Origin of the sequence: Erythrobacter sanguineus (genome assembly GCF_900143235.1) — a bacterium.
GTDB classification, from domain to species: Bacteria; Pseudomonadota; Alphaproteobacteria; order Sphingomonadales; family Sphingomonadaceae; genus Erythrobacter; species Erythrobacter sanguineus.
The window spans coordinates 1-26,014 of record NZ_FRDF01000011.1 but is presented as its reverse complement, the minus strand read 5'-3'; the positions used below and the strand labels follow the sequence as shown (position 1 = coordinate 26,014).

The window sequence follows — 26,014 nt, the reverse complement described above, 5'->3', positions numbered from 1 at the left end:
ACGCCGATGATCAAGCACGGATGGGCCGCGCTCGCGCTGGCGGCGCTGGTGGGCTGCGCAGGAGAGCCCCAGCCCCCCGCGCCCACGCTTGACGAAGCCGCCGTGATCGCGGCCTCGGTGCCGATTGCGCAGAGCTTTCAGGCCGAACTCAAGGCCCAGCTTCAGGCGGCCATTGCTGCCGGCGGGGCGAAGGGCGGGGTCTCGGTCTGCCAGCAGGCCGCCCCCGCCATCGCCGCGGCCCAATCGGAGGCAAGCGGGGCCGAGGTCAGCCGCATCGCCGCAAAGCACCGCAACCCGGCAGGGGGCGTGCCCGATGACCTCGCCCAAGCCTACGCCGCGCTCGCCGCCGCGCCGGTGGTGGAGGGAAAGCCCAATCGCCAGATCGTGCAGACCGGCGAGGGCGCGGACGCCAGGGTGCATTTCCTCTCCGCCATCCCGATGCAGGAACAGCCGTGCTCGGTGTGCCACGGCACCAATATCGACCCCGACCTCAAGGCGCATATTGATCAGCTCTACCCCGCCGACCTCGCCACCGGGTTCCAGCCCGGCGAATTGCGCGGCGCGCTGCTGGTGAGCTGGGATGCGGCACGGTTCCTGAAATGAGCCTGCGCGCCGGCCTCGTCGCCTCGCTGGCGCTGACCCTTGCCGCCTGCGTCTCCACGCCGGAGGGCTTTGCGCCCGTGCCCCGCGCCGAAGCCCCGCGCTTCGATCCCTTCACCTTCTTCGTGGGGACAAGCGCGGGGACGGGGACGCTCGACAAGGCGTTGTCCGATCCCGTGCCGGTCCGGGTGGAGAGCAGCGGGAGGATCTTGATCGAGCCGCGCCACGAAGCCAGCTGGGATGCCCCCCCGCGCCGCGTGCTGGTGATTGATCAGACCATCCATGAAGGCGACAAGCGCCCGCGCACCCGCCAATGGCGCCTGACCGAAATCGCGCCGGGATTTTACGAAGGCAGCCTGACCGACGCGATCGGGCCGGTCACCGGGCGCAGTGAGGGCAACCGGATGGTGATCGAATACCGCATGAAGGGCAGCTTCAAGGTGCGGCAGGAACTCACGCTATCGGCAGACGCGCAGCGCGCGCATAATGTGCTCAAGGTCAGCCAGCTGGGCGTGACGGCGGCGGTGCTGGTGGAGGATATCATCCGCCAGCCGTGATAGCTGCTGTTGTGGGGAGAGGCCGGGGACACACTCCCCTCCCGCTTGCGGGAGGGGTGGGGGGTGGGGGCGACGCGCAGTCTAGCTGTTCTTCATATTCTCCAGCCCCTTGATCCCGCCGGGCTTTACACTGGGCTGGCTGGCGTTGGTCTTTGGCCCCTTGTCCGCCTTGGGCTTACGCGCTTCGCGGCTTTTCTTCTGTTGGCCCTTGGCCATGAGGTGTTCCGATCAGAGGCGAGATGCCCCGGCGCGGGCGTGGGCCTGATGGGGGGTGGTGTCAATGTGGGGGTAGGCTACCCGGCACGGGGAGGCCTGTCCTGAGCCTGTCGAAGGAGGGGTCATCCGCAGCATGGGGGAGGGGTAGGTGCGCCTGATCCGTCACCCTCGTGCTTCCCCGTAACCGTCGCAGGGTTTCACGCAGAGATCGCAGAGGGAAGGGGGGGCGCGGAGGGCGGTATGTCGGCGAATCAAATTTATTACAGCCGAGATGCCTTCAAAGTGTATATCCTGAATTCTCCAATTTTCGGATCAGAAGAGAAGCCAAACTAAGGTGATCTAGACAACTCTCTAAAGTATCATTGAAATCAAATTCATGACCGCGCGGATTTCTAACTGCTGCGATAGCACCAGCAAACAAAAACTTATAACCATTTTGCTCGTCTTTTTCGGATTCAGTTGTGAGACTATTTAGCTTTATGGGGCTGCTATCGGAAAATACGGTCATCATTAGTTTCTGGCCTGAGTCTCGCGACCCTGCAATCTTGGCAACCGACTTATCCAAAAACTTGTAAGCCTCAAATGTAGCTTCAGCGTAATGCGCATCATCAAACAGGCGCTTTACCTTGGCTGGTAGATCAGAATGAATATCTCTGACAACGAACGGATGACGATCCCCTTCGTCCTCCGCCGGTTCATTGGTGAAGAACGAAACCCTACGAACGATAGACTCAAATTGATCAAGAGGCTCCATCAATTAGATTCTTTTTAATGCTGGCAAAGATGCTGTCGTAAGCCTCCTTGGAGGCATTCGCTGGGAGATTTACCTCCACCCTAACCGTAAGTGCGACATTTGGCTGCACCGTATTGGTGTGCGTATAACCATGTTGATCAACGGGGTTCTGCGCTGGCGAGTTCTTCTCCGGCCTCTTCTTCGCAGAAGGCCTTGAGCCCTCGTCATTTGAGTTTTTCTTTGGGCTTCGCGGCGCCCTTGCAGACACTTCTTCGTTGCGCTGCCCACTTAGTGACGCGAGCGTCTGGAAAGTTATGGCCTGCCGCTTTCCTACAACAGCACTCGATCCATCTGATCTACGAAAGAATGAAATCAATTCATCTTGACTGGCTTGCCAGGCTTTGTCTGCGCGAAGGTCGAATAAATCTGAGTAAGAAGTTTCGACACATTTTGTGAGACTTTCGCCGAAGTCGTTATCGCTATGAGAACTAAAAAGATTTCGGCCAGCTTCGGTTGGAGTATTCTCACCATCAGTGAGGCCGAGAAATTTCAGAACATTTATAACGCCATTTTCATTTCCCGGCGCGATTCCCAATTTTTTCAAAGTCTCCGAGTCTACCTTTTTCGGGAAGGACTGCCGGAATTGGTTGATTGCGGACTGAAGGATCCCGCCACTCGGAACATAAGGATGCGCCATAGTTGAACCCCTGTATTACAGCTACTTATCATGCGGTAGGTTCCTTGCAATGGGATCGGCACTTGAATTCACAGAATTGACCCCTCATCACCCAACCCCACCAGCACCCGATCCAGCGCCTGCAAGAACCGCGACCTGTCCGCCTTACTAAACGGCGCAGGCCCGCCTCCCACGCCATCCATCCCGGCGCGCAAATCGGCCATGATCGCGCGGGTCGCAATTGCTCCGCCGATGCTGGCCGCCGTAAACGCCTCGCCATTGTGTTTCAGCACCTGCGCGCCCGCTTTCAGGCAGCGGTCGGCCAGCAATATGTCGGCGGTGATCACCACGCAGGTTTTTGGGGGCAGAGCCTCGGCAGCCTCGGCGATCCAGTCGTCGGCCGCGTCGAACCCGTCGCTGACCACCACGCGCTTGATCCGCGGGTTGTCGGGGATGCGGAACGGGGCGTTGCTGACCACGCGGACTTCGGCGCGGTAACGGTCGGCGACGCGGTAGATCTCGTCCTTCACCGGGCAGGCATCGGCGTCGATCAGGATAGTGACAGGTGACATCGGGCCAGCCTAGCCCAGCGCGGCGGGCGCGGTAAATGGGAAGCCTCGCATCGCAATCCCCTTTCCTACAGCCCCCGATCCGCGCCATCCTGCCCCGATGCCGTTCACGCCCGCCCGCCGCCCCGACTCGCGCGCCGCCTGCGCCGCGCGGCGTGCTGTCACGGCGATTCTGCACCCCCATCGCCCGCTCAGCTTTTCTGTTCCTGGACTGTGTAACATGTGTCTCCTACACGCTGCGTCCCTCTGCCGCTGCGCCCCTCCCAACACACACAACCAAACGGTGCCGACAAGGGGCCGCAAGGCCGACCGGCCGCCCGCAGCGACCAAAGGGAGCGAGGATTTCGCACACCGGAGGGCGTGCGGAAAACAACCACCCAACACACGAGCACACCACAAATTAGGAGAAACCCGCCATCTGTGTTACAAGCTGCATGCTGACGTCGAAATTTGCGACGGACTTCGAAATTTGCGCTCCGCCGCTTGCCATCGGGCTGATCGCATGATCGCCCACCGGCCCCGGCGTAAACCAGACGACGACTTCCTTTCATCGGACGATTTGACGCACTTCCCCGCCGCATGGTGTGGCGGGTTACTTGATTGTTCTTGAAAGGGACATCTGATGAGCAAGACTGGAACCGTAAAGTTCTTCAACGCCGACAAGGGCTATGGCTTCATCCAGCCGGATGATGGTTCGTCCGACAGCTTCGCGCATATCACTGCCGTGCAGGCAGCGGGCATGCACAGCCTCGATAAGGACCAGCGCCTCAACTACGAACTCGAGCGCGGCCGCAATGGCAAGGAAAGCGCCGTGAACCTTTCGGCGGCTGACTGACCGAATACCGGGGGCCGGGGTGCCTTGTGCATCCCGGCCACCTTCAGACTTCCCGCCCATCCCTTTTCTCCGGCAGGATACCCCATGGCCCAGACCTACGAATTCTACTGCGAACGCGCGGACGAAGCGGCGGCACTCGCCGAGGCTGCCGTGCTGGACAATGTGCGCGAGCGCGAGCTGCGCTCGGAAAAGACCTGGCGCGGGCTGGCCGAACAGGCGCGCAAGACTGCGGTGCAGCGCGCCAAGGCCGAACAGGTGCGCGCCGACAAGCGCGCGGCCGAAGCCGATGAAGCGGCCGAGGCCGAAGAAATCGAACATTCCGAAAGCTGAGACACAGCGCTTTTAGGGCTGGCCACGCCGCCCTGTCCTCTCCATATTGCGTGCATCAACAAAAGCATAACGCGCACAGGAGAAGAGCCCCATGACCATGCAGTTCCAGTTCAATACCGATAGTTCGGTGATGGGAACCGAGAACGTGGCGGAGCGGATCGAACAGCAGGTGCGTCACCGGCTGGCACGGTTCGAGGAACGCTTGACCCGGATCGAGGTCCATGTGACCGATGTGAACGGGCGCAAGCATGGCGGCGACGACAAGCATTGCACGATCGAGGCACGCCCGCGCGGCGGACGTCCGATCAGCGTGACCGGCAAGGCGGCGGAAGTCGATGCGGCGGCCCGGATTGCGGCAAATACCATGGCCGAGCGGCTGGAACGCGTGTTCGGCAAGGCCGAGCGGCACCGGCACGATCCCTCGCCCGACAAGGCCATCTGAACTTTCCCGGGGGCCTTATCCGCCTCCGATTCCGCATTCCCCCAGCAGCGCGTCGATCTGCTTGGCAACGCCGAAAAAACCCGCTTTGGCAAAGGGCCAGGTGGCGCGGTTCAGATCGTTGAGCAAGGTGATGATGCGGTGCTGCTCTGTAAGCGCGCCAAGCCCGGGCGACAACGCGTCGCGGGTCCACCCTGTCGGCAGATACGGCAGCGCGATGCGGTCAATCCCGGCTTCGGCGAGCAGCGGTTCCAGCGCTTCTCCAGCGCGCCATTCGACCGCCGGGCAGCCGAATTCCGCGGCGGCCTCTGCCATGCCGGCGGCGATTGCTCCGCTGGTGAAACCGGCAGCAGGCGCGCCGACATCGCCGGGCGAGCGCGCGTGTGCGCGGCTGGCGGCGATGACCAGTGCAGGCCTTTCAGGCAGTGCCAGCGGGGCATGATGCGCCGCTTCATCATGCAGCAGCAAGGCGAACGGTTGCTTGAGGTCAGCCGCCGTAATCGCCCGGGGAAGGTCGGGCAGGTTGCGGGGATAATCGGCTGGCTCATGCAGTGGCTCGGCTTTTCGCGCCAACCCTGCTGCAGCCAGCGGACCACGTTCACGCCCGCTGGTATAGCGAGCAATATTGTCTTCCCGCGCAAGATAGTGCTTGCCCTTGGTGTGCAGCCCCGCAACCCAGCGCCACGATAGCGTGTTCGAAGCGGCATCACCGTCGATCAGGTGCCGCAGGAAAAAATCCGCGCCAAGCTGCCAGTCGAGCCGCAGGGTGAAGATCCAGATGCTCGCAAACCACATCCGGGCGTGGTTGTGGAGATAGCCAGTCTCCACCAGTTCTCGCACCCAGACATCGAAAGCTGCAATCCCGGTGCGTCCTTCAGTGGCTTCGGCGTAGGCCATTGGCGTTCCCGCATTGCGCTCTACCGCAGCCAGCGCGGCGTCGCGGCCTTCGCAATAGCCTGACCAGATCGACGGCCGTTGTTCGAGATAGCCCTTGAAATAGATGCGCCAGAACACTTCGGCGACGAATTTTTCGGCCGCCCGCGGGCTGTGCTGTGCCAGGACTGTGTCGAGCACCTCGGCCTCGCTTAGCAGCCCGGCATGGAGCCACGGCGAAAGCATCGAGACATTGCTCGGCCCTTCGGTGGCCGGACCATCGTCGTGGTTGCGCTGCTCGGCATAGGTGCTGCCCGCAGCGGGCAGAAACTCGGCGAGGCGCGCATGGCCGCGCGCACGGGTCGGGGTCCAATCCATGGCACAAGGAACCCGACCGCCCGGGCAAAGTTCCGGGTTGGGCTTTGGTGCCAGCAAGGCACGGCCGCGAAACATCGGAACATCCGGCGCTCCCGTTCATTTCAACAAGGCCCGGGTGGCTTCATTGTTGAGCAACGCCCCGTCACTGCTGATGCGATATTACATCAGGACGAACCACGGCCTTCGGGCGTAATCAGGGATTATATCCATGAAAATCATTCATTTCACTCTCGCTTCGGCGGCTGCGCTGGCATTGGTCGCCTGTGGCAGCGAAACTCCTGCCGATGAAACTGCGGCCGACGAAATCGCCGTGAGCGAAGATGCTACCGCGAACGGCAACATTGTCGAAGTTGCTCAAGGCGACGAAACCTTCTCGACGCTGGTTGCCGCAGTGACCGCTGCCGAACTGGGCGAGACGCTGTCAGGCCCCGGCCCCTTCACGGTTTTTGCGCCGACCAATGATGCCTTTGGCAAGCTGCCCGAAGGCACGGTGGAAAAGCTGACCACCGAGGATACCGAAACGCTCACGTCGATCCTGACCTATCATGTCGTTGAAGGCGGGGTTGACGCTGCCACGCTGACTGCGGCGATCGAGGAAGCGGGAGATGCCGGTTACACCGTGACCACCGTTGGCGGCGGCACCTTTACTGCAACCATCGCCGATGGCGGCGTGGTGCTGACCGATGCAGCCGGGAACACCGCCAAGGTGACGGAAACCGATGTGGTGGCCTCCAACGGCATGATCCACGTGATCGACACGGTGATGATGCCGCAATAGGCGGATCGGCTTTGACGTGATTGCAGGGGTGGACTTCGCGAAGGCGGGGCCGCCCCTTTGCAATGCGGCCTTTGCCATCGGACTGGGGGCGGTCTAGAATTCTGGCCAACAGGAGTCTGCCATGCCCGCCCGCCTTCGCTCTTTGTACCACTTCGTCTGGCTGGCCGGTCTGCTGCCTGCAGCCTGTTCGTCAGGCAATGATGCGATCGATCCCGGCGGGCGCGCCTTTGATGCTGTCGCGCCCGAAGAAATCGTCACCCTTGCCGGAACAGAACCGTTCTGGAACGTCCGGATCGCTGATGGCGAGGCGGTGTGGATGACGCCCGAGAACCCCGGCGGCACGCGTTTTGCCGTCAATCGGTTTGCCGGCAATAACGGGCTCGGCTTTTCCGGAAATCTCGATGGCAGGGCCTTCACGGCCACGCTCACGCCGGGCGATTGCAGTGACGGGATGAGCAACCGCAGCTTTCCCTTCCTTGCCACTATCGCTTTGGGCGGGGAGACATTGATGGGCTGCGGCTATACCACCGGTCAGCCGTTCACCGGCGATGAAGCGCCGTGACATGGCGCGAGGATAAGGGGGAAGAAGCCATGACCATGACTGGAGGCTGTCTGTGCGGCAAGGTGCGCTATACCTGCAAGAGCGATCCGCTGTTGTGCGTCACCTGCCATTGCAAGAACTGCCAGCGCCAGGCGGGCAGCAGCCTGTCGGTGATTATCGGCGTGCCTGAAGACGCGGTGGCATGCGAGGGCGAGGTGACCACCTATGATGATACCGGCGACAGCGGGGCGACCGTGCGGCGGCAATTCTGCGGGACCTGCGGATCGCCGGTCTTCACCCGTGTGGAAAGTCCGCCGGGGATGATGTTCATCAAGGCCGGGACGCTGGACGATACCAGCATCCTGAAGCCCGCCTTTCATTGCTATACCAAAAGCAAGCAGGATTGGGTCGATCTGGGCGACATTCCCGGTTTCGAGACGGTGCCGCATGGGCTCTGACCAGACCTGATCAAAACAGCCCGGGAATATCGATCTGGGCAGGGCTGGGGCGGCGCGGGCGCAGCGCCTCGTGCCGCGGCAGGTCACGAACCGCAGCTGCGCTTTGGGGGGAATCGGAATCGACGCCGGCAATATCGTCCTTGCCGGTTCCGGCAATCGGGGTGCATGCGCGCCCACCAAGAAAATCGAGCGCGGCGGCGATCGAGGCTTCGCGCTGGTCGCCAAGCGGGCGGAAGAAATCGTCTTCGGCGCGGCAGCTATTGGGCACGACACTGGCAAGCCCGGTGAAATATTCGCCCTGATCATCGGCATTCACCGTCTGGAAGGTGACGGCACGCACGCGCAAGTCACAGGCTTCGAGATCAAAACCGAACTGGCCGACCGGCTTGCCGAAGGTATTTTCGCCGACCAATGCCAGATTGTTGCCGAGATAGGGGATCATCGAATTGACCACCAGCTCGCTCGCCGAGGCGCTGGCACTGCTGGTGATGAAGGCGATACGGGTGGGCGCGATAGCATTGACCTCGTTGCGGAACAGACGGGTTTCGTTGTCGTCCGCCTTGGACGCGCGCAGCACCGTGCGGCTCCACACCTGTCCGATCCGGCCCGATCCCAAAAGGTCGCCCATCGTATCGGCCACATCGACCAGACCGCCGCCATTATAGCGCAGATCGATGATCAGTTCGGTCACACCCTGCGCGCCGAACTGGCCGAAGGCTGCGCGCAGCTGATCGCTGGCATTGGCTATGATGAAGGTTCTGAGGTTGAGATAACCGACCCGCTTGCCGCCATCATCAAGCACCAGCGCGCCGTAGCGATCCGACAGCGGATCGAGTGCGAAATCGCTTTTGGTGATGCTGCGCTCGATCGTCGCCCCGCCGGGCTGGACGAAGCGCAGCACCCGCGCGGTGCCCGCAGTGCTGGGGCCGAGCGCGTTGACCACCGCCTGCGGCCCACCGCTCGCCATCAGGCCGGAGACACTCTGCAGGTTGCTGCTGGTGGTGCCGATCGCGGTGAGTTCGCTCCCCCGGTCAAGCCCGGCACCAAAGCCGTTGCCGGTTTCGAAAGCTTCGACCACGAACACACGGTTGTTCGCGGTGTCATAGAACAGGCGGATGCCGAACCCGGCACTCGCGCCCGAATTGATCAGCGCATTTTCTTCGGCAATGGAAGTGGCGAAGGTGAAGAAGCGATCGCGGCTTTGCGCGCGCGCCGGGGCGACGCGTGCATCGAGATAGTTCTGCAGGTCGTTGAATGCCGCCGGATTGGCATTGGCCAGCAGGTTGGGGAACAGGTACCATTCATTAATGACGCTATCGGCAAAATCCTGCTGCGCGCGCAGGCTGCAGACCGAACTGGTTGGTGCCGGGGTCGGTGAAGGTGTCGGAACCTGCCCTCCAGCAATTGGTGGTGCGGTTGAGGAACCGCCCCCGCCACAGGCCGCCAGCGCGGTGGCCAAGGCGATGCTGATTGCGGTGCGGGTGATGGTCATGGCTGAGCGCGACTCCGGGGGGATAGGTAGTGGCGGTGTCACCGGACGGCTGCCGGAACGGTTGCTGGGATGCATTTTCTCGCTCGCAGGGGCAAGAACCCGCGTGCGCACCATCAAAAAAAGCCAAATCTGTGGTGTTTTTGCCTGCATTCGCAGGGTTTTCCTCAGAATCCGGCGAAAACCGCTTGCCCAAGTCTCGTTTCTCGCCGCCGAAGGGACTAGCACCGACGGGATGAAGCGACAGAATCATGACTGATTTTCCGGCCTGGCTTGCTCCCCACATTCCTGCGCCAGCGCGCCATTCTGGCCTTGCGGTTGCAGCGCTTGGCGGTGCGGATACCTTCGGGCGCGCAGGTTTTGCGCTGACCAGCCCTGCATTTCGCGCGGGCGATGAACTCGATCCCAGCTTCACCGCCGGGGAAGAGGATGCGGTCGCCCCGCCGCTCGAATGGAGCGCGCCGCCGCCGGGTTCGCACGAACTGGTTATCGTGGTCGAGGAAGCCTCGGCCTCGGGAGGGGAGCCGGCGTGCCACTGGCTGGTGTGGGGTCTTGCCCCCCAGCGTGGCAAACTGCTTGAGGGCGGGGTTCCGCCGCGCACCGGCAAGAATGCCTTTGGCAATTCCGAATGGCTGCTGCCCGATCCGCCGCAGGGCGAGACGCGGCATTACCTGTTCCAGATTTTCGCTACCGACCTGCCGCTCGTGCTTATGCCGGGCGCGAGCCGGGCGGAACTGCTCGCATCATTGCAAGGGACGATTACGGCCTGCGCAGTGCTCCACGCCACCTTCACCGGCGGCGCGGGGGATGATGCGGGCTGGGAAGACGACGAATTTTGATTTACCTGCCACTGAAGACAAGGGAGTAGATGATGGCTGGCACAACCAACGCACTGCAGAAGCCGGTGCAACTTTCCGGTGAACTCGAAGCGGTGATCGGCAAGGGTCCGCTGACCCGCGCTCAGGTCACCTCGAAAGTTTGGGAATACATCAAGGCCAATGGCCTGCAGGACAGCAAGGACAAGCGTCAGATCAATCCTGACGCCAAGCTTGGCGCCGTGATCGGTAAGGACCAGATCTCGATGTTCAAGATGACCGCTGCGGTCTCGAAGCACCTCAAGTAAGCGTACCGGGCGTCGCTTTGGCGCCCTGTGGCTTTGCCTGACATCAGCGGCGCACGGTTCCATTACGGGCCGTGCGCCGTTGTGCTTTGGTCAGGCGTCAATCCGCAGCGGGGCCGCGGCTTACCCATAGCGCAAGCCAGATGATCACGGGCTGCGCAACCATGCGCGGCACATGATAGGCAAGGCCAAGACCGCCGTCGGCGCGCGCCATGTCCAGCACGAAGTGGTTGATGTTGGCCGGCCACACACACAGCGCATACAGCGCCAGTCCCCAGCCCGCCCAGCGCCGCAGGGCCAAGGAGCAGGGCTGCAACAACCCGATCGCGCCTGCTATCTCAGCCACCCCGGTCCATAACACAACCGCTTCCGGCGCCGGGACGAAGGCTGGCATGATCGCAAGAAATGGTTCGGGCCGGACAAGGTGGATCACGCCCGCCAGTGCATAGAACGCCGCCAGCAGCCAGCGCAGCGCTGACGTGATCAAGCGCCCGGTTCCCAGCCAGATGGTGCAAGGGTGAACCCGGCAAAGTCAAAGCCTGGCACCACCACGCAGGAGACGAGGCTGTAGCCGTATCGCGGTTCACCAGCAGGGCGCGCGGCCTGCCATTCGCCGGGTGCGACCAATCCCTGCAATTGCTGGCCTGCCTCCCCATCGCTGCCGAGTATGACCGAGCGCACCGGGCCTTCATCGCTTGCCGCAAGCCGCAATTCGAGCGGATCGCCCGCCTGCCACAGCCACAGCTCCGCGGCATCGACCACGTGCCAGTGCGAAGCCTCACCGGCTTGCAGCAGAAAGATGATTGCTGTCCCGCTAGCGCGGCCATCCGCGCGGGGATTGTGCTGTCCTGCCGCGATCGCCGCCCCGCGCCATGTCTCGCGGTACCACCCACCTTCGGGATGGGCGGCGAGGCCCAATTGTTCGATCAGTGCTGCCGCGCTATCATCCATGCGTTACGTCCTTGCCTGCCCCTTATTTTCAGGGTGCGGGCGCTCTAGCTTCGGGAACCTGCCCCATGCAACTTTTCGCGCCTTCGCTTACCGTCCTGGCTGCAAGCCTGCTGCTGGCAAGTCCGCTCGCCGCGCAGGATGCGGTTGTCGATCCTGCCGTTGCGACTGCCAATGCCGCGCTTGAGGCGGCCCCGGTTTTCGACGGGCATAACGACGTTCCCAACCAGTTGCGATCACGGCGCGCGAACCAGATCAATGATTTCGACTTCGAGGACACCACCAATAGCGGCGAGGGTCATCCCGAAGGCCGCGCGCTGCACACTGATCTGGCCCGTCTGGCAGAAGGCAAGGTCGGGGCGCAATTCTGGTCGGTCTACGTCCCTTCCAATCCCGACGAGGCCGAGGCGGTGCAACAGGTGATCGAACAGATCGACGTGACCAAGCGTCTGATCGCGCGTTATCCCGCAGGCCTGCGCTATGCCACCACCGCCGACGAGGTCGAAACCGCCATGGCCGAGGGCAAGGTCGCCTCGTTGCTGGGAATGGAAGGCGGGCATTCGATCGGATCAAGCCTTGCGGTGCTGCGCCAGCTCTATGCGCTTGGCGCAAGGTATATGACGCTGACCCACAACAGCAACACGCCCTGGGCCGATGCGGCGACTGATACCCCGGCGCATGGCGGGCTTAGCGACTTTGGCGAGGATGTCGTGCGCGAGATGAACCGGCTGGGGATGCTGGTCGATCTTTCCCACGTCAGCGAGGCGACCATGCTTGATACGCTCGATGTGGCACGCGCACCTGTGATCTTCAGCCATTCGGGCGCGCGCGCGATCAATGGTCATCCGCGCAACGTGCCGGACACGGTGCTGCGGCGGCTGCCCTATAATGGCGGGATCGTGATGGTGGTGGCGTTGCCCGCCTTCCTGAACGAGGAACGCCGCCAGTGGTCCGCCCGCCGGGACGCCGAGCAGGCGCGGCAAAGGGCGCTGTTTCAGGGGCAGCCGGAAACGGTCACAGCGGCGATGGCAGCGTGGGACGAGGCCAACCCGGAACCTGTCACCACGGTTGTTCACATGGCCGACCATATTGACCACATCCGCGAAGTCGCCGGAGTGGAATCGATCGGCATCGGCGGCGATTTCGACGGAATGCCATCAGGCCCTGTCGGATTCGAGGATGTGCGCGGCTATCCCGAATTGTTCACTGAGCTGGCCCGGCGTGGCTATTCGCAGGCGGAACTCGAAATGATCGCCAGCCGCAACGCCCTGCGCGTGATGCGCGAGGCGGAAGCCTATGCCGCAAGCGTAAGGGATGCAGCGCCGTTCGAGACGCTGATCGCAATGCCCGCAGACGATTGATCAGCGCGTCAGCGCCGGGACAATCCATACCAGGCTCATTGCGATGATGGCCATAGCCAGGCTGATGCCCAGAATATAGCGAAGGGTGCCAGGCGTTCTGGCAGCCCGGCCATCCTCGTCCTCGATGCGGACAGGTTCTTTGGGGTCGGTCATGATCCCTCCTTTCCTTCCCAACCAACGGAGGGCAAGCAGGGATGTTCCGGATCAGTCCCTGAGAAGTTCGTTGATTCCGGTCTTGGAACGGGTCTGCGCATCCACCGTTTTGACGATCACTGCACAATAGAGGCTGGGGCCGGGTGTTCCATCCGGCAGCGGCTTGCCGGGCAGCGATCCGGGGACGACCACCGCATAGGGCGGCACTTCGCCGCGATGAATCTCGCCGGTTTCGCGGTTCACGATCTTGGTCGAAGCGCCCAGATAGACGCCCATGGACAGCACCGCGCCTTCGCCCACGCGCACGCCCTCGGCGACTTCGGCACGCGCCCCGATGAACGCGCCGTCACCGATGATGACGGGTTCGGCCTGCAACGGTTCGAGCACGCCGCCGATCCCGGCGCCGCCCGAGATATGGACATTCGCGCCGATCTGCGCGCAGGAACCGACGGTCGCCCAGGTATCGATCATCGAGTTCTCGCCGACATAGGCGCCGATATTGACGAAGCTCGGCATCAGCACAGCGCCCTTGCCGATGAAGCTGCCGCGCCGCACGATCGCGCCGGGCACGGCACGGAAACCGGCCTCGCGGAAGCGGCTTTCACCCCAGCCGGCGAATTTCAGCGGCACCTTGTCATAGGCGGATTCGCCCGCGGCGGCATATTCCATCACCCGGTTGTCATTGAGACGGAAGCTAAGCAGCACGGCCTTCTTGAGCCACTGGTTGACGGTCCAGCCGCCGTTCCCATCCGGCTCGGCGACGCGCGCCTCGCCGCTGTCCAGCAGGACGAGCGCATCGCTGACCGCGTGGCGCAAATCGCTGGTCGAAGTCAGATCGGCACGGGTTTCCCATGCGTCTTCGATGGTGGCGATCAGCTTGTCACTCATGGGTTCCTCCGGCACGAAATCGGCAATGGCGCGCTGCTAGCCGTGCCCGGGGGCTACCGCAAGCGTTACGCAGCCGGTTCGCAGGGCCGCAAGCACGACTGAACGCAAGATCCGATTACGCAGGCATGCCTGCAGCGCGGGCGAATTCATAAGACCGTTCAGCCAAGGGGCGCACCCGTTCGCTCATGGCCTGCGCATGGGAGGATGAGGCGGTGCCATCGATCACGCGCTTCTTGATGCCCTGCATGATCCCGGCGAGGCGGAACAGGTTATAGGCGAAATACCAGTCCATCGGCGGCACGGGATAGCCGGTGCGCGCGACATAGCGTTCGACCGCTTGCTCGACCGTGGGGATGCCCAGCGCCTCAAGTTCCAGCCCCATCAGCCCCGCACGACCATCGGCGGGCTGGAACCAGTTGAGCATCAGGTAGCTGAAATCGGCAATCGGATCGCCCAGCGTCGAAAGCTCCCAGTCGAGCACCGCGATGATGCGCGGCTCGGTCTTGTGGAAGATGACGTTATCGAGCCGGTAATCGCCGTGCACCACGCTGGAACCGTGCTGCGGCGGGATGGTCTGGGGCAGCCATTCGATCAGCCGCTCCATTTCCGGCATCAGCTCGGTTTCGGAAAGCTTGTACTGCTTGGTCCAGCGGGCGATCTGGCGCGCGCAATAATCGGTCGGCTTGCCATAATCGCCCATCCCGATGCGCTCGGGCTGGTTGAGGTGGAGGTCGGCCATGGTATCGATCAGCGCATGATAATGCGCGCGGCGCTCGTCCGCGGACATGCCGGGCAGCGCGCCGTTCCACAGGCTGCGGCCATCGGCCATGCTCATCACGAAGAATTTCGACCCGATCACCGCCGGATCTTCGCACAGGCCATAGGTGCGCGGGACGGGGAAGCCGGTGGGATGCAGGCCCGTCATCGCGGCATATTCGCGGTCGACTGCATGGGCCGATGGCAACAGCTTGCCGAAGGGCTGGCGGCGCAGCACGTAAGACGCGCCGGGGGTGTCGATCCGGTAGGTCGGGTTGGATTGCCCGCCCTTGAACTTGGTGTAGCTGATCGGGCCGGTGAAGCCTTCGACGTTGGCTTCGAACCAATCGGTCAGCGCCCCCAGATCGAGCGCGTCCTTTTCGGTCACTGCGACTGTGCCGACCATTTCCTTGTCAAAATCAATATCCATCGAAATCGATACCCATCAGTCGAACACCACGATGCTGCGGGCCGAATGGCCGGCGCGCATCGTGTTGAAGCCTTCATTGACCTGATCGAGCGGGATGCGCTCTGCGATGATCGTGTCGAGATCAAGCAGCCCGCGCAGGTAGAAATCAACAAGGCGCGGCAAATCGACCGGGAAGTGATTCATCCCCATCAACGCCCCCATCAGCTTCTTGCCGCCGAGCAGATCGAACGCCGACAGACCGACCTTGCAATCAAGCGGCATCATGCCGAGGATGACCGCTGTACCGCCCCGGCGGAGCGCTGCCACCGCGAGATCAGCCGAGGCCTGCCGGCCGACCGCCTCGATCCCCCAGTCAACCCCGCCATTGGAGATTGCGATGATCTGCTTCGCAGCGTCGGGATCGAGCGCATCCACCGTGTGCGTCGCGCCCAGAACTTCTGCGAGCGCGCGCTTTTCGGGGAGCGGATCGGCGGCGATGATCTTGCCCGCACCTGCGATTTTCGCTGCGTTGATCGCGGCAAGGCCCACCCCGCCGCAGCCGACCACCAGCACGGTTTCGCCGGGCGTGACGTTGCAGGCGTTGAAGATCGTGCCTGCCCCCGTGGTGACCGCGCAGCCGAGCACCGCCGCGCGATCGAACGGCATGTCCTTGTCAATCGCGACGCAGGCGTGTTCATGGATCAGCATCTGTTCCGACAGGGCCGAAAGGTTGAGCATCTGGGCCACCGGCGTGCCATCGGCGAAGGCGATGCGCGGAGCATCACCCTTGGCCCGGCGGGTGTCGCCGCCAAGGCACAATGCCATGCGGCCGGTGACGCAGAATTCGCAATGCCCGCAGAACGCGGAAAGGCAACTGACGACGTGGTCCCCAGGCTTGACCGTGCGCACCTCGCTGCCCACCGCACGCACCACACCTGCCGCCTCGTGCCCCGGAATGCAGGGCAGGGCGTGGGGATAATGCCCGTCAATGAAATGCAGGTCCGAATGGCAAAGGCCGCAGGCCTTTGTGTCGATCAGCACTTCATGCGGGCCGGGTTCGGCATAGGTGACCTCGGCGATGGTCAGGCTTTCGCCAGGGCGTTCAAGGATCGCGGCTTTTGCCATTAATCCAAATCTCCATTCGGTTCGAGCCCCCGCCCGCCGATCAGGCGGGCGGTTAGGCCAGGGCGTTCGAGAACCGTTCGTGCCAAGGCGTCTCGACTGCGCTCGACACGAACGGTGTTGGAGGTGGTGCGTCTACCGCGCCACGCCCATGTCACCAGAGCTGAAGCTCTGCGGCTCAGCGGCCCGGCCATGATCGCCGCGCAAGGCATTGGCGGTGGGGCCGGGACGGGGAGCGTGCTTGGCGAATTCGATATGTGCAATCGAACGCGCATGGACTTCGTCCGGGCCGTCGGCCAGCCTCAGGGTGCGCTGGTTGGCGTAGCTCCGGGCAAGACCGTAATCTTCCGACACGCCGCCGCCGCCATGGGCCTGGATCGCATCGTCGATGATCCGCAGCGCCATGTTCGGGGCCTGCACCTTGATCATCGCGATTTCCTGCTTGGCCGCCTTGTTGCCGACCTTGTCCATCATGTCAGCGGCCTTGAGGCAGAGCAGACGGGTCATGTCGATATCGATGCGGGCGCGTGCGACGCGTTCTTCCCAGACCGAATGCTTGTACACCGGCTTGCCGAAGGCTTCACGTTCCTGCAGGCGGCGGCACATCTTTTCCAGCGCTTCTTCCGCTGCGCCGATCGTGCGCATGCAGTGGTGGATGCGGCCCGGCCCGAGGCGCCCTTGTGCGATCTCGAACCCGCGGCCCTCGCCCAGCAGGATGTTCGAGGCGGGGACGCGGACGTTCACCATCTCGACTTCCATATGGCCATGCGGGGCATCGTCATAACCGAACACCGGCAGGTGGCGCAGGATGTTCACTCCGGGGCTGTCGATCGGCATCAGGATCTGCGATTGCTGCGCGTGACGCTGCGCATCGGGATTGGTCTTGCCCATCACGATTGCGATCTTGCAACGCGGATCGCCGAGGCCTGAAGACCACCACTTGCGGCCGTTAATGACGTATTCGTCGCCGTCACGCTCGATCCGGGTCTCGATGTTCGTGGCATCTGACGATGCGGTAAACGGCTCGGTCATCAGGAAGGCGGAACGGATTTCGCCGTTCATCAACGGGCGCAGCCAGGCTTCCTTATGTTCGCGGGTGCCGTAGCGGTGGAACACTTCCATGTTGCCGGTGTCGGGCGCGGAGCAGTTGAACACCTCGCTCGCCCAGCCGATGCGGCCCATTTCCTCGGCGCAGAGCGCATATTCGAGGTTGGTGAGGCCCGGCCCTTCGAATTCGAAGGTATCATCGACATGGTGATGGCTGTCGTTGCGCGGCGGCATGAACAGGTTCCAGATGCCGGCTTCCTTGGCCTTGGCCTTGGTTTCTTCGACGATGGGAAGCACCTTCCAGCGGTCGCCCTCGTGGTCCTGCTGGTCATAGACTGCCATGTTGGGGCGCACATGGGCTGCGATGAAATCGCGCACGCGGTCGCGCCAGTAAACCTGCCGTTCGGTGGGTTCGAAATCCATGGGAGTAGTTCCTCTCTCGTCCTTAAATGCAACCAAATGTCTGGCGAATCTGCGGGTGACCGTGGCAGAGCGTGGAGGCCGCGCCAAGCTCTCATTTATGGGGCGCGGGCACTCCGTCCGCGGCCAGAAATAGCCCATCGGTGGTTGTCGTTACGGCATCGCGATTGTCCCGCGCCCTGCGTTCCGCCAGCCGGTTGACCCGCTCCTCGTGCTCCTCACGGGTGATCGGAAAGCGCGCCAACCACCATGCAGAAATCACCGCCAGCACCAGCATGGCGCTGCCATAGGACAGGATCAGACTGGTGAGCACATTTTGCGGCACGGTGCCGGGAACGGCATCGGTGGCAAGCTGCGAAAATGCGATGATCTGCCCGGAAAGGAAAATCCCCGCTCCGGTCGCGCATTTCTGCACCAGCCAGTTACCCGAATAGAACGATCCTTCCGCGCGCCTGCCGGTGCGTTCCTCGAAGGATTCGACAATCTCGGCGATCATCGATGTGGCCGACACCAGCGAAATGATGCCGAGACCCGTTGCCATCATCGCAAACGCGAAAAACGCGGCTGCCGAAGCCGTGGTGCCGGGCAGGGGCCAGAACCCCAGCAGCAGCAGCGTGTAAGGCATAATCCCCAGCACTGTGCCGGTAATCATGCCGAGCCCGGCGGCCTTTGCCTTGCCGAAGCGCCGGTGCAGCGGCCCGATGGTCACGAACATCAGCACCACTGCGCCAAACAGCACCAGCGGGAAGAACATCAGCTGACCGCGGGTCAGCTGTAGGACGAACAGATTGATATAATTGGTGATCGAGAAATTGAGACCTTGATGGATATAGGCCGCCAGGCCCCCTGCAGCAAAGATCAGGAAGGCGCGTTCGGAAAATGCCTCGCGGATTTCGGCGAAGGCGCCCTTGATGGTGAAGGGAGCAGGCTTGGCGTCCGGCAGGCGGGCCACCAGACTGTGCTGACCGATTGCCGAGCCGATCACCGAAACCGCCATCAATATCGCGCCGAAGATGCCAAAGGCATAATAGCCCTCGCGCTGCAGCAGGCCTTCCGGCCCCGGCATGAACACAGTGTAGGCCAGCACCATCATGCCAAGTCCGCCAATCCACCCGCCCATAGCCCGATAGCGGAAGAGTGTCGTGCGTTCATCGTAATCGGCGGTGATTTCCGGCACGAGGCTGACCGAAGGCACTTCGCACGCCGACAGCAGCACGCGCACCGCAATGGCAATCATCACCAGTCCGCCGAAACTCGGTGCTTCGCCTGTGGGTGGGCTCCACATCATGACCCACGCAAAGGCGAGCGGGATGGGGGCGGCATAAAGCCACGGTAGGCGGCGGCCCCAGCGGGTGTAAGTGCGATCGGACAGGTTGCCGAGGATCGGATCGACCACCGCATCCACCAGCAGCGCGATCAGCAGCGCCAGACTGACAAGGCTGGCATCCATGCCCAGCACTTGATTGTAGAAGATCAGCAGGAAGAACGAAAAGCCGTTGTCCTTGACGCCGAACGCCACCGCGCCAAAGCCCTGAATCAGCTTCAGCCGCATCGGCAGCTTGCCCGCTATGATGCCTGCGCCACTGCTCACGCGCAGCGGTCTCTTGCAGCAGCAAGCCCGGTGATTCCCGGCAATGTCTCTCTCCCGTTTTCGGTTTCGAACCTAGACTGATTGCGCGGCTCGTCAATCGCATCACTGCTGACGTTACGGCATCGCCGCGCCGACGAAGATCGCTTGCAGCGGCCATCCAAATGCCGATAACGTAAGCGTCAAGTGGGAGCCAATCGAGAGGAGAATCGGCGCAATGTCCGATCTGGAAACATTCCGCAGCGAAACGCGCGCGTGGCTGGAAGCCAACTGCCCGGCCGAAATGCGCGAGCCGGTGCGCGACGAGGACGACGTCTATTGGGGCGGCCGCCGCGCGACCTTCAAGAATGTTGCGCAAAAGGCGTGGTTCGACGCCTGTCTGGCCAAGGGCTACACCGTGCCCGCCTGGCCCAAGGCCTATGGCGGCGCTGGCCTTTCGGCTGCCGAAGCCAAGGTGCTGCGCGAGGAAATGAGCCGCATCAATGCGCGCCCGCCGCTCAGCAGCTTCGGCATCTGGATGCTTGGCCCCGCGCTCCTGCATTTCGGCACCGAAGGGCAGAAGCAGCGTTTCCTGAATGAAATCGCCCGCGGCGAAATCCGCTGGTGCCAGGGCTATTCGGAACCCGGTTCAGGCAGCGATCTGGTTTCCTTGCAGACCTTTGGCGAAGAAGTTGTTGATCCGGCGGGGGGCGATCACTGGGTCGTGAACGGCCAGAAGATCTGGACGTCCTATGCCGATCAGGCCGACTGGATTTTCTGCCTTGTCCGCACCAACAAGGAAGACAAGTACAAGGGCATCACCTTCATGCTGTTCGACATGGCAAGCGAAGGGGTGACGACCAAGCCGATTCTGCTGATCAGCGGCAATTCGCCCTTCTGCGAAACCTTCTTCGACAATGTCGCGGTGCCCAAATCCTATGGTGAGGATTGCCCGGCCTATGTCGGCGAGGTCAATCGCGGTTGGGATGTGGCCAAGTATCTGCTCGGCCACGAACGCGAGATGATTTCGGGCGCGGGCGGCGGGGATCGCACCGCGGCAATCGGCGCGATGATGAAGCGCCACGCGGCGAAACTCGGTGACGAGATCGACCCGGTGCTGCGCGCCGAACTGGCGTTGTTCGATGTCGATGCGCTGGCCTACACCGCGATGGGCGAGAAGTTCCTGGACGAAATCAAGGTCGGCAAGGCGCATCCCGCGCAGCCCAACATGATGAAATATGTCGGCACCGAATTGAACAAGCGCCGCCACGAATTGATGATGGCGGTCGGCGGTTCGCGCAGCCTTGAATGGGAGAGCGAGGATACCGGCGGCGGCAAGCCTGCCCGCGGCTGGCTGCGCACCAAGGCGAACTCGATCGAGGGCGGCACTTCGGAAGTCATGCTCAACGTGATTTCCAAGCGCATTCTCGATCTGCCGGGAGCCTGAGCACGTCATTCTCCCCTCCCGCTTGCGGGAGGGGTCTGGGGTGGGCAGGCGCAACCGCTCGAAAGCCCACCCCGCTGCGACTAGCCAGCAAGCTGGCAAGTCTCGCTGCCCCTCCCGCAGGCGGGAGGGGAGAATTGGGAGAAGAACGTAAATGCCCCTGTATCACAATGACGATCAGGCCATGCTGGCCGATACCGCCAGCAGCTTCATGGCCGAAGAAGGCAACATCGCCAAACAGCTGCGCCATTGGCGCGACCGCAATTGCAAGGACGGCTTCGGCCACGGCTTGTGGAAGCAGATGGCCGAAATGGGCTTTACCGGGATGCTGGTGGACGAGGCCGACGGCGGGCTGGGCATGGGCCATGTCGAAGCCGGGATCGTGCTCGAAGAAATCGGGCGCAACCTTACCCCTTCGCCGTTCCTCACATCTTCGGTGATGGCTGCGACTGCGCTCAAGCATGGTTCGGATGACTTGAAGGGCCGCTACCTGCCGGGCCTGATCGCGGGCGATAGCGTGTTTGCCGTCGCCATCGACGAAACCGCCAAGCACCGCCCCGGCCGCATCGCCACCCGCGCAGAAAAATCGGGCAACGGGTTCAAGCTGTCCGGCGCCAAGAGCTTCGTCATCCATGGCAGCAGCTCCGACATGATCGTGGTCGCCGCGCGGACATCGGGCTCGGACGAGGATGCGGATGGCATCACCTTGTTCGCCGTGCCCAAGGATGCCAGCGGCATGAGCCATGATGCGGTGCGGCTGCTCGATTCTTCCATGGCGACCCACACCAGATTTGACGGTGTCGAGCTCGATGGCGATGCCGTGATCGGCGAGATCGACGGCGGGCGCGATGTCCTTGATGCAATGCTGCTGGCCGGCCGTATCGGCGCAGCGGCAGAGGGCGTGGGCGTTGCCAGCGGGGCGATGGACATGACCGTCGATTACCTCAAGCAGCGCAAGCAGTTCGGCAAGCTGATCGGCGAATTTCAGGCGCTCCAGCACCGCGCCAGCCACCTCTATTCCGAAGTTGAGATTGCCCGTGCTGTCACCATCAAGGCACAGCAATTGCTCGATGCCGGAAGCGAACAGGCCGATCTGATGACCAGCGTCGCCAAGGCCAAGGTCGCCAGAACAGCGCGTCTCGCGGTGCAGGAAGGCGTGCAGATGCATGGCGGCATCGGCATGACCGACGAATACGACATCGGCCTTTACATGAAGCGCGATCGCGCCTTGGCCGAATTCCTGGGCGATGCCTATTTCCACGCGGGCCGCGTGGCGACCTTGAGTGGATACTGACACATGGATATTCAATCACTTTTCAGCCTCGAAGGGCGCATCGCGCTGGTCACTGGCGGTTCGCGCGGCATCGGCAAGATGTTCGTCGAAGGCCTGCTCGCCGCCGGTTGCGCGCGGGTCTACATCTCGGCCCGCAAGGTCGAGCAGATGCAGGAGACGATCGACGAATTCGGTGCCGATCGCGTCATCGGCATCCCGGCCGATCTCTCCCAGATGGATGGCATGGTCGGGCTTGCCAACGCGCTGAAATCACGCGAGACCCGGCTTGATATCCTGATCAACAATGCGGGTGCCGCCTGGGGCCAGCCTTACCTCGAATTCAATGAGGCGGGATGGCACCGGACGATGGACTTGAACGTCAAGACTCCGTTCTTTCTGACCCAGAAGCTCCACGACTTGCTGGTCGAAGGCGGCAAGCAAGGCCATCCGGCCAAGGTGATCCATGTTTCCTCGATCGACGGGCAGCGGATCAATCCGTGGGAGACCTATGCTTATCAGGCCTCCAAGGCGGCGGTGATCCAGCTGACCCGGCGCATGGCGGCGCGGCTGGTCGAGGACAATATCATCGTCACCTCGATCGCTCCGGGCGCCTTCCCGTCCGAGATGAACAAGGCCGCCAAGGACGCGCCCGATGCATCGGCTTCGGGCATCCCGGCCAAGCGTATCGGCACGGCGGAAGACATGGCGGCGGCCGCGATCTATCTGTGCAGCCGCGCAGGCGATTATGTGGTGGGCGAAACGCTGACGGTGGATGGCGGTGTCGTCAACGCGCACCTTCCCAGCCACTTTGCCGATCCGGGCGGCAAGGGCTGAACCTGTTTACCTGCCGTCCGGCGGGCAGCAATATCAGAACGACTGGCTCACGCGCAGGTTGATGCGCGGCGATCTGTCGTCGGTATCGTAGCGATCCTCGGTCAGTGGCACGGCGATTTCGAGATCGAAGTCGAGACTGCGGGTGACATCGGCCCGGAATCCCGCGCCGCTGGAAGCGAGCGTGCCGCTGCCGCGCCCGTCTGCAAGGTTTGTCACCGTGCCGCCATCGGCAAAGGCATAGAGCTGCAGGCGCCTCAGCGTGCCGAGCGCGTCGGGCCAGTCGTAACGCAGCTCACCCACTCCGGCGATGCCCTGATCGCCGATGCGCTGGGCAAAATCATAGCCGCGCAGGAAGGCATTGCCGCCCAGCGCGAAGTTTTCTCCGATCAGCAATGGTTCGGTCGAGAATTGCCCGCTCGCCGCCAGTGAAAGGCTGACCCGCGCGGCCAGTCCGCGCCGCCAGTTCAGCCACCATGAAAGGGTCGTGAAGTCGGGCGGAGCATCGCCGCGCGAGGCGAGCGGATCGCCCAGCGCCGTGGCGCCAAGGATGTCGAGACCCTGCGTAATGGTGGCGCGGCCTTGCAATGTTCCTCCGGCCACGGGGCCGAAGCCGTAAAGGCCCACCCGCGCAAGGGCGATCCGGTCTTGTCGGGCAAGCAGGCCGAAACTGTCCTGACGCAAATTCTGCAGCTCCGCGCTCGTCTCCAGCCACAGGCTGCGTTCTACGGAGCGCATCAGCGGATGGCGCATCCTCACGCCGCCCCGCCACGATTCGCCCTGCAGTTCGCGGTTGGCGAGATAGGCACCCGGCTCGGTGCGTGAATAGGAGCCGAACAGCCCAACGCTGGTGCCGCTATCATTGACCACCACGCTGTAGCGGGCGCTGAAAAAGGCCAGTTCTTCCGGATCGAGCGGGGTGGTCGAAAAGCTGAGATCGACCCGGTCGCGCGGCGAGATCAGGCCATTGGCATCAAGATCGATCCGTGTCCGGATCGGGCCGACCGGTTTGGTCCCGTCAGTCGCCAGCAGCGCCGAGCCGGCAAAGCTCTCGCGTCGGGCATCGACCACGAGAATGCGGCTATCACCGTCGCGTTCAAACCGGGTTGCGCGGATCCAGACGCCCGGCAGATCGTCGGCCAGCAGAATTTCGCGTTGCAGCGCTGCGAGGGTGACGGGCCTGCCATTCAACAGGTTCTGCAACTGGCCGCGGATGACAGGATCATCCGACCCTTCGACCCGGATATCGTCAATCGTGCCCTCGTCCACCCGGATGCGCAGCATCCCGCCGGCCAGCGCCTGTTCGGGGATCCATGCGGTCGCCAGGATAAAGCCACGCTCGCGGGCGTGGCCGGCGATGGCATCCGCGAGACGGCGCAGTTCGCGGTCGTCGAGCATCCGCCCGGCAAAAGGTTCAATTACGGTGGCGAAATCGGCGCGTTCAAGCACTTCAAGCCCATCGATCACAATCGCGCCAACCGCAAGATCAGCGCCGGTCCGATTCGATTCCGGGATTCGGAGCACCGGCTGCATCTCGATCCGGATCGGTTGCTCGATGGTATCCACGGGGCGCTCACGCGTGACCTGCTGCGATGGATTGGTGCGGTCGAACGCATCCTGCGCCGCCAGTCCATGACCGGCGAGCAAAAGTGGTCCAAATGCAGCAATCTTAACCCAACGCAAGAACCGGGCGCTCCCATGCAACGACGCCACGGCTTAGGTTACAAAAGTTAATCAATAGTCAGCTTAACGTTTTATTCACCAACCACGTAAAGATCATTAGAGTAAGTCTGGTAGTAACGGGCAGGCAAGGAGATCGTTATGCGCTTGTTGTCGCGCCTGTTTTTGCCATTGGTTGTAATGCTGTTCGCTGGCACGCCTGCGCTCGCCGAAAGGGGTGCGTGGACGATTAGCGAGACCACGGGAACGGTGCTGGTCATCGACACTCGCGGAGAGCGTCCGGCTACCAATGGTCAGGCCATCGCTGCTGGCGCCAAGGTGCGCACACAGGCTCGTTCATCGGCGGTGCTGGTGCGCGGGCGCGAATTCGTGACGCTGCGGCAGAACGCGCAGATCCGCATACCCGAGGAAGCGCGCAGCCGTTCGATCATCCAGGTGATTCAGGACTATGGCAGCGCGCTGTTCAACATCGGCAAGCAGGCCGATCCGCATTTCGGCGTGCAAACCCCCTATCTTGCGGCGGTGGTGAAGGGCACGACTTTCATCATTGCCGTCGGCGAGGATGGTGCGACTTTGCAGGTGACAGAGGGCGCGGTCGAAGCGTCGACCCCCGATGGCGGCGCGCGCGAACTGGTGCTGCCGGGCGCGGTGGCGATGGTGGCCGCGGCCGACACGATGCGGCTGGTGGTCGAGGGTGAGGGACGCAGGGTGATCGATTCTCCTGCGCGTCCGGCCGCCGCTCCGGCCGCTGCTCCTGCGGCAGCCGCTCCGGCAGCGGCGCCTGCCCGCGCGACCATGCAACCAGAGCCAGCCGCCCTGCCTGAACGTGGCGGATCGCGGATCGAGCAGACTATTGCCAGCACGCCAGGAGACCTGAGAGGCTATTCGAACGGGTTCGTTTCGGGCGAGGTGGCTGTCCTCGCGGCGGCGGTGGCAGCCGACAACACCGCACGCGGATCGGCTCCTCCTTTCAGCAATCCGGAAGAAGGTGGCGGGGATGACAATGCCTGTTTCCGCGGCAATTGCGCGTCGGCCGATAACGGCGGTGGCAATGGCAATGGCAATGGCAATGGCAATGGCAATGGCAATGGCAATGGTGATGCTCAGGTCAATGGCGAGAGCCAGGGCGAGAGCAACGTGAACGGCCAAGGCAACGCGAATAATAACGGTGGCGGCAACGGCAACGGCAACGGTAACGGTAACGGTAACGGTAACGGTAACGGTAACGGTAACGGTAACGGTAACGGTAACGGCGGCGGCAACGGCAACGGCAACGGCAACGGCAACGGCAACGGCAACGGCAACGGCAACGGCAACGGCAACGGCAACGGCAACGGCGGCGGCAACGGCAACGGCAACGGCAACGGCAACGGCGGCGGCAATGATAACGGCGACGATGGCCGTGACGATGATCGCGACGACGACCGCGACGACGACCGCGATGATGACCGCGATGATGACCGCGATGATGATGACGGCCGCGGTGGCAACGGCAATGGCAATGGCGGCGGCAATGGCAACGG

The 26,014-nt window shown here is 62.8% G+C and carries 31 protein-coding genes; 16 read left to right on the top strand and 15 right to left on the bottom strand.

Annotation, left to right across the window (positions count from 1 at the left end):
* The first annotated feature begins 6 nt into the window (after positions 1–6).
* Positions 7–603 carry a c-type heme family protein gene (locus BUA05_RS10010; RefSeq protein WP_084662584.1) on the top strand — a complete coding sequence of 199 codons (597 nt, stop codon included), beginning with the start codon at positions 7–9 and terminating at the stop codon, positions 601–603.
* Entirely contained in the window at positions 600–1,157 is a 558-nt protein-coding gene (locus tag BUA05_RS10005) for a DUF3833 family protein (RefSeq protein ID WP_072674736.1), read from the top strand. The genes BUA05_RS10010 and BUA05_RS10005 overlap by 4 nt, the downstream gene beginning before the upstream one ends.
* Positions 1,158–1,238: 81 nt before the next feature.
* On the opposite strand, the gene BUA05_RS15030 is transcribed toward BUA05_RS10005, so the two are convergent.
* The 4 genes from BUA05_RS15030 to BUA05_RS09990 all read right to left on the bottom strand — a co-directional run bounded on the left by BUA05_RS15030 (position 1,239) and on the right by BUA05_RS09990 (position 3,354).
* Entirely contained in the window at positions 1,239–1,373 is a 135-nt protein-coding gene (locus BUA05_RS15030; protein ID WP_281247021.1) for a hypothetical protein, read from the bottom strand.
* A gap of 277 nt (positions 1,374–1,650) precedes the next feature.
* Complete coding sequence (locus BUA05_RS10000) at positions 1,651–2,127, bottom strand: TIGR02391 family protein (protein WP_072674734.1); 477 nt, start codon at positions 2,125–2,127, stop codon at positions 1,651–1,653.
* Positions 2,114–2,803, bottom strand: coding sequence for a DUF5343 domain-containing protein (locus BUA05_RS14560; RefSeq protein ID WP_072674732.1), 690 nt, complete (start codon positions 2,801–2,803; stop codon positions 2,114–2,116). The genes BUA05_RS10000 and BUA05_RS14560 overlap by 14 nt, the downstream gene beginning before the upstream one ends.
* Before the next feature lie 68 nt (positions 2,804–2,871).
* Complete coding sequence (locus tag BUA05_RS09990) at positions 2,872–3,354, bottom strand: YaiI/YqxD family protein (protein ID WP_072674730.1); 483 nt, start codon at positions 3,352–3,354, stop codon at positions 2,872–2,874.
* A gap of 619 nt (positions 3,355–3,973) precedes the next feature.
* On the opposite strand from BUA05_RS09990, the gene BUA05_RS09985 reads away from it, so the two are divergent.
* The 3 genes from BUA05_RS09985 to BUA05_RS09975 all read left to right on the top strand — a co-directional run bounded on the left by BUA05_RS09985 (position 3,974) and on the right by BUA05_RS09975 (position 4,958).
* Entirely contained in the window at positions 3,974–4,186 is a 213-nt protein-coding gene (locus BUA05_RS09985; RefSeq protein WP_072674728.1) for a cold-shock protein, read from the top strand.
* An 84-nt stretch (positions 4,187–4,270) separates the two neighbouring features.
* Positions 4,271–4,516 carry a hypothetical protein gene (locus BUA05_RS09980; protein ID WP_072674727.1) on the top strand — a complete coding sequence of 82 codons (246 nt, stop codon included), beginning with the start codon at positions 4,271–4,273 and terminating at the stop codon, positions 4,514–4,516.
* Between the two features lie 91 nt (positions 4,517–4,607).
* Positions 4,608–4,958 (top strand): HPF/RaiA family ribosome-associated protein, encoded by a 351-nt coding sequence (locus BUA05_RS09975; protein WP_245790164.1) that lies wholly within the window; start codon positions 4,608–4,610, stop codon positions 4,956–4,958.
* A gap of 15 nt (positions 4,959–4,973) precedes the next feature.
* On the opposite strand, the gene BUA05_RS09970 is transcribed toward BUA05_RS09975, so the two are convergent.
* A complete protein-coding gene (locus BUA05_RS09970; protein WP_072674725.1) occupies positions 4,974–6,206 on the bottom strand; it encodes an FAD-binding domain-containing protein in 1,233 nt (410 codons plus the stop codon).
* A gap of 208 nt (positions 6,207–6,414) precedes the next feature.
* Between BUA05_RS09970 and BUA05_RS09965 the strand changes: the two genes are divergently transcribed.
* The 3 genes from BUA05_RS09965 (at position 6,415) to BUA05_RS09955 (ending at position 7,983) form a co-directional block, all read left to right on the top strand.
* On the top strand, positions 6,415–6,984 hold the full coding sequence (locus tag BUA05_RS09965) for a fasciclin domain-containing protein (RefSeq protein WP_072674723.1): 570 nt from the start codon (positions 6,415–6,417) through the stop codon (positions 6,982–6,984).
* A 121-nt stretch (positions 6,985–7,105) separates the two neighbouring features.
* Entirely contained in the window at positions 7,106–7,546 is a 441-nt protein-coding gene (locus tag BUA05_RS09960) for a COG3650 family protein (protein WP_072674721.1), read from the top strand.
* 29 nt (positions 7,547–7,575) lie between these two features.
* Positions 7,576–7,983, top strand: coding sequence for a GFA family protein (locus BUA05_RS09955; RefSeq protein WP_072674872.1), 408 nt, complete (start codon positions 7,576–7,578; stop codon positions 7,981–7,983).
* A gap of 10 nt (positions 7,984–7,993) precedes the next feature.
* Here BUA05_RS09955 and BUA05_RS09950 read toward each other — a convergent pair whose 3' ends face one another.
* Positions 7,994–9,475 (bottom strand): S41 family peptidase, encoded by a 1,482-nt coding sequence (locus BUA05_RS09950; RefSeq protein ID WP_072674717.1) that lies wholly within the window; start codon positions 9,473–9,475, stop codon positions 7,994–7,996.
* Here BUA05_RS09950 and BUA05_RS14555 point away from each other — a divergent pair.
* Genes BUA05_RS14555 through BUA05_RS09940 form a run of 3 tightly spaced genes read left to right on the top strand, consistent with a single transcriptional unit; the run spans position 9,474 to position 10,595 of the window.
* The gene (locus BUA05_RS14555) at positions 9,474–9,731 is read left to right on the top strand and encodes a hypothetical protein (RefSeq protein ID WP_143150298.1); all 258 of its coding nucleotides are present in this window, start codon (positions 9,474–9,476) and stop codon (positions 9,729–9,731) included. The genes BUA05_RS09950 and BUA05_RS14555 overlap by 2 nt on opposite strands.
* Positions 9,724–10,311 carry a YbhB/YbcL family Raf kinase inhibitor-like protein gene (locus BUA05_RS09945; RefSeq protein WP_072674715.1) on the top strand — a complete coding sequence of 196 codons (588 nt, stop codon included), beginning with the start codon at positions 9,724–9,726 and terminating at the stop codon, positions 10,309–10,311. The genes BUA05_RS14555 and BUA05_RS09945 overlap by 8 nt, the downstream gene beginning before the upstream one ends.
* A gap of 32 nt (positions 10,312–10,343) precedes the next feature.
* Positions 10,344–10,595 carry an SWIB/MDM2 domain-containing protein gene (locus tag BUA05_RS09940; RefSeq protein ID WP_072674870.1) on the top strand — a complete coding sequence of 84 codons (252 nt, stop codon included), beginning with the start codon at positions 10,344–10,346 and terminating at the stop codon, positions 10,593–10,595.
* A 97-nt stretch (positions 10,596–10,692) separates the two neighbouring features.
* Here BUA05_RS09940 and BUA05_RS09935 read toward each other — a convergent pair whose 3' ends face one another.
* Positions 10,693–11,079, bottom strand: a complete 387-nt coding sequence (locus BUA05_RS09935; RefSeq protein ID WP_072674714.1) for a DoxX family protein — start codon at positions 11,077–11,079, stop codon at positions 10,693–10,695.
* Positions 11,076–11,543 carry a cupin domain-containing protein gene (locus BUA05_RS09930; RefSeq protein WP_072674713.1) on the bottom strand — a complete coding sequence of 156 codons (468 nt, stop codon included), beginning with the start codon at positions 11,541–11,543 and terminating at the stop codon, positions 11,076–11,078. Before BUA05_RS09930 ends, BUA05_RS09935 begins: the two co-directional genes overlap by 4 nt.
* 65 nt (positions 11,544–11,608) lie before the next feature.
* Here BUA05_RS09930 and BUA05_RS09925 point away from each other — a divergent pair, with 65 nt between their 5' ends.
* Positions 11,609–12,901: a dipeptidase gene (locus tag BUA05_RS09925; protein WP_072674712.1), complete on the top strand. Its 1,293-nt coding sequence runs from the start codon at positions 11,609–11,611 to the stop codon at positions 12,899–12,901.
* Here the strand turns inward: BUA05_RS09925 and BUA05_RS14785 are convergent, their stop codons facing one another.
* The 6 genes from BUA05_RS14785 to BUA05_RS09900 form a co-directional block, all read right to left on the bottom strand.
* On the bottom strand, positions 12,902–13,054 hold the full coding sequence (locus BUA05_RS14785; protein ID WP_169711464.1) for a hypothetical protein: 153 nt from the start codon (positions 13,052–13,054) through the stop codon (positions 12,902–12,904).
* A gap of 51 nt (positions 13,055–13,105) precedes the next feature.
* Positions 13,106–13,942, bottom strand: a complete 837-nt coding sequence (dapD, locus tag BUA05_RS09920; protein WP_072674711.1) for a 2,3,4,5-tetrahydropyridine-2,6-dicarboxylate N-succinyltransferase — start codon at positions 13,940–13,942, stop codon at positions 13,106–13,108.
* 115 nt (positions 13,943–14,057) lie between these two features.
* Entirely contained in the window at positions 14,058–15,128 is a 1,071-nt protein-coding gene (locus BUA05_RS09915) for a phosphotransferase family protein (protein WP_072674710.1), read from the bottom strand.
* Positions 15,129–15,143: 15 nt separating this feature from the next.
* Positions 15,144–16,232 carry a Zn-dependent alcohol dehydrogenase gene (locus tag BUA05_RS09910; protein WP_072674709.1) on the bottom strand — a complete coding sequence of 363 codons (1,089 nt, stop codon included), beginning with the start codon at positions 16,230–16,232 and terminating at the stop codon, positions 15,144–15,146.
* Positions 16,233–16,364: 132 nt separating this feature from the next.
* The gene (locus BUA05_RS09905; RefSeq protein ID WP_072674708.1) at positions 16,365–17,699 is read right to left on the bottom strand and encodes an acyl-CoA dehydrogenase family protein; all 1,335 of its coding nucleotides are present in this window, start codon (positions 17,697–17,699) and stop codon (positions 16,365–16,367) included.
* 91 nt (positions 17,700–17,790) lie between these two features.
* Positions 17,791–19,287 carry an MFS transporter gene (locus BUA05_RS09900; protein ID WP_245790163.1) on the bottom strand — a complete coding sequence of 499 codons (1,497 nt, stop codon included), beginning with the start codon at positions 19,285–19,287 and terminating at the stop codon, positions 17,791–17,793.
* 214 nt (positions 19,288–19,501) lie between these two features.
* Between BUA05_RS09900 and BUA05_RS09895 the strand changes: the two genes are divergently transcribed.
* The 3 genes from BUA05_RS09895 to BUA05_RS09885 all read left to right on the top strand — a co-directional run bounded on the left by BUA05_RS09895 (position 19,502) and on the right by BUA05_RS09885 (position 22,814).
* Complete coding sequence (locus tag BUA05_RS09895; protein ID WP_072674707.1) at positions 19,502–20,710, top strand: acyl-CoA dehydrogenase family protein; 1,209 nt, start codon at positions 19,502–19,504, stop codon at positions 20,708–20,710.
* A gap of 151 nt (positions 20,711–20,861) precedes the next feature.
* On the top strand, positions 20,862–22,001 hold the full coding sequence (locus BUA05_RS09890) for an acyl-CoA dehydrogenase family protein (RefSeq protein WP_072674706.1): 1,140 nt from the start codon (positions 20,862–20,864) through the stop codon (positions 21,999–22,001).
* Between the two features lie 3 nt (positions 22,002–22,004).
* Positions 22,005–22,814, top strand: coding sequence for an SDR family oxidoreductase (locus tag BUA05_RS09885; protein WP_072674705.1), 810 nt, complete (start codon positions 22,005–22,007; stop codon positions 22,812–22,814).
* Between the two features lie 33 nt (positions 22,815–22,847).
* Here the strand turns inward: BUA05_RS09885 and BUA05_RS09880 are convergent, their stop codons facing one another.
* A complete protein-coding gene (locus BUA05_RS09880; RefSeq protein ID WP_072674703.1) occupies positions 22,848–24,458 on the bottom strand; it encodes a ShlB/FhaC/HecB family hemolysin secretion/activation protein in 1,611 nt (536 codons plus the stop codon).
* 174 nt (positions 24,459–24,632) lie between these two features.
* Here BUA05_RS09880 and BUA05_RS14550 point away from each other — a divergent pair.
* Positions 24,633–26,014: FecR domain-containing protein (locus BUA05_RS14550; protein WP_143150297.1), on the top strand; the 1,382-nt coding region annotated here is incomplete at its 3' end.

What these genes read in the sequence shown, in the direction of transcription:
- BUA05_RS09930 (WP_072674713.1), bottom strand. Translation starts at nt 11,543, where the DNA reads ATGGATGATAGCGCGGCAGCACTGATCGAACAATTGGGCCTCGCCGCC.
- BUA05_RS09910 (WP_072674709.1), bottom strand. Translation starts at nt 16,232, where the DNA reads ATGGCAAAAGCCGCGATCCTTGAACGCCCTGGCGAAAGCCTGACCATC.
- BUA05_RS09890 (WP_072674706.1), top strand. Translation starts at nt 20,862, where the DNA reads ATGCCCCTGTATCACAATGACGATCAGGCCATGCTGGCCGATACCGCC.
- BUA05_RS09985 (WP_072674728.1), top strand. Translation starts at nt 3,974, where the DNA reads ATGAGCAAGACTGGAACCGTAAAGTTCTTCAACGCCGACAAGGGCTAT.
- BUA05_RS09990 (WP_072674730.1), bottom strand. Translation starts at nt 3,354, where the DNA reads ATGTCACCTGTCACTATCCTGATCGACGCCGATGCCTGCCCGGTGAAG.
- BUA05_RS10000 (WP_072674734.1), bottom strand. Translation starts at nt 2,127, where the DNA reads ATGGAGCCTCTTGATCAATTTGAGTCTATCGTTCGTAGGGTTTCGTTC.
- BUA05_RS09980 (WP_072674727.1), top strand. Translation starts at nt 4,271, where the DNA reads ATGGCCCAGACCTACGAATTCTACTGCGAACGCGCGGACGAAGCGGCG.
- BUA05_RS09950 (WP_072674717.1), bottom strand. Translation starts at nt 9,475, where the DNA reads ATGACCATCACCCGCACCGCAATCAGCATCGCCTTGGCCACCGCGCTG.
- BUA05_RS10005 (WP_072674736.1), top strand. Translation starts at nt 600, where the DNA reads ATGAGCCTGCGCGCCGGCCTCGTCGCCTCGCTGGCGCTGACCCTTGCC.
- BUA05_RS09970 (WP_072674725.1), bottom strand. Translation starts at nt 6,206, where the DNA reads ATGGATTGGACCCCGACCCGTGCGCGCGGCCATGCGCGCCTCGCCGAG.
- BUA05_RS09945 (WP_072674715.1), top strand. Translation starts at nt 9,724, where the DNA reads ATGACTGATTTTCCGGCCTGGCTTGCTCCCCACATTCCTGCGCCAGCG.
- BUA05_RS09925 (WP_072674712.1), top strand. Translation starts at nt 11,609, where the DNA reads ATGCAACTTTTCGCGCCTTCGCTTACCGTCCTGGCTGCAAGCCTGCTG.
- BUA05_RS15030 (WP_281247021.1), bottom strand. Translation starts at nt 1,373, where the DNA reads ATGGCCAAGGGCCAACAGAAGAAAAGCCGCGAAGCGCGTAAGCCCAAG.
- BUA05_RS09885 (WP_072674705.1), top strand. Translation starts at nt 22,005, where the DNA reads ATGGATATTCAATCACTTTTCAGCCTCGAAGGGCGCATCGCGCTGGTC.
- BUA05_RS14560 (WP_072674732.1), bottom strand. Translation starts at nt 2,803, where the DNA reads ATGGCGCATCCTTATGTTCCGAGTGGCGGGATCCTTCAGTCCGCAATC.
- BUA05_RS09955 (WP_072674872.1), top strand. Translation starts at nt 7,576, where the DNA reads ATGACCATGACTGGAGGCTGTCTGTGCGGCAAGGTGCGCTATACCTGC.
- BUA05_RS14555 (WP_143150298.1), top strand. Translation starts at nt 9,474, where the DNA reads ATGGCTGAGCGCGACTCCGGGGGGATAGGTAGTGGCGGTGTCACCGGA.
- dapD (WP_072674711.1), bottom strand. Translation starts at nt 13,942, where the DNA reads ATGAGTGACAAGCTGATCGCCACCATCGAAGACGCATGGGAAACCCGT.
- BUA05_RS09975 (WP_245790164.1), top strand. Translation starts at nt 4,608, where the DNA reads ATGACCATGCAGTTCCAGTTCAATACCGATAGTTCGGTGATGGGAACC.
- BUA05_RS09965 (WP_072674723.1), top strand. Translation starts at nt 6,415, where the DNA reads ATGAAAATCATTCATTTCACTCTCGCTTCGGCGGCTGCGCTGGCATTG.
- BUA05_RS09915 (WP_072674710.1), bottom strand. Translation starts at nt 15,128, where the DNA reads ATGGATATTGATTTTGACAAGGAAATGGTCGGCACAGTCGCAGTGACC.
- BUA05_RS09960 (WP_072674721.1), top strand. Translation starts at nt 7,106, where the DNA reads ATGCCCGCCCGCCTTCGCTCTTTGTACCACTTCGTCTGGCTGGCCGGT.
- BUA05_RS09940 (WP_072674870.1), top strand. Translation starts at nt 10,344, where the DNA reads ATGGCTGGCACAACCAACGCACTGCAGAAGCCGGTGCAACTTTCCGGT.
- BUA05_RS09905 (WP_072674708.1), bottom strand. Translation starts at nt 17,699, where the DNA reads ATGGATTTCGAACCCACCGAACGGCAGGTTTACTGGCGCGACCGCGTG.
- BUA05_RS14785 (WP_169711464.1), bottom strand. Translation starts at nt 13,054, where the DNA reads ATGACCGACCCCAAAGAACCTGTCCGCATCGAGGACGAGGATGGCCGG.
- BUA05_RS10010 (WP_084662584.1), top strand. Translation starts at nt 7, where the DNA reads ATGATCAAGCACGGATGGGCCGCGCTCGCGCTGGCGGCGCTGGTGGGC.
- BUA05_RS09895 (WP_072674707.1), top strand. Translation starts at nt 19,502, where the DNA reads ATGTCCGATCTGGAAACATTCCGCAGCGAAACGCGCGCGTGGCTGGAA.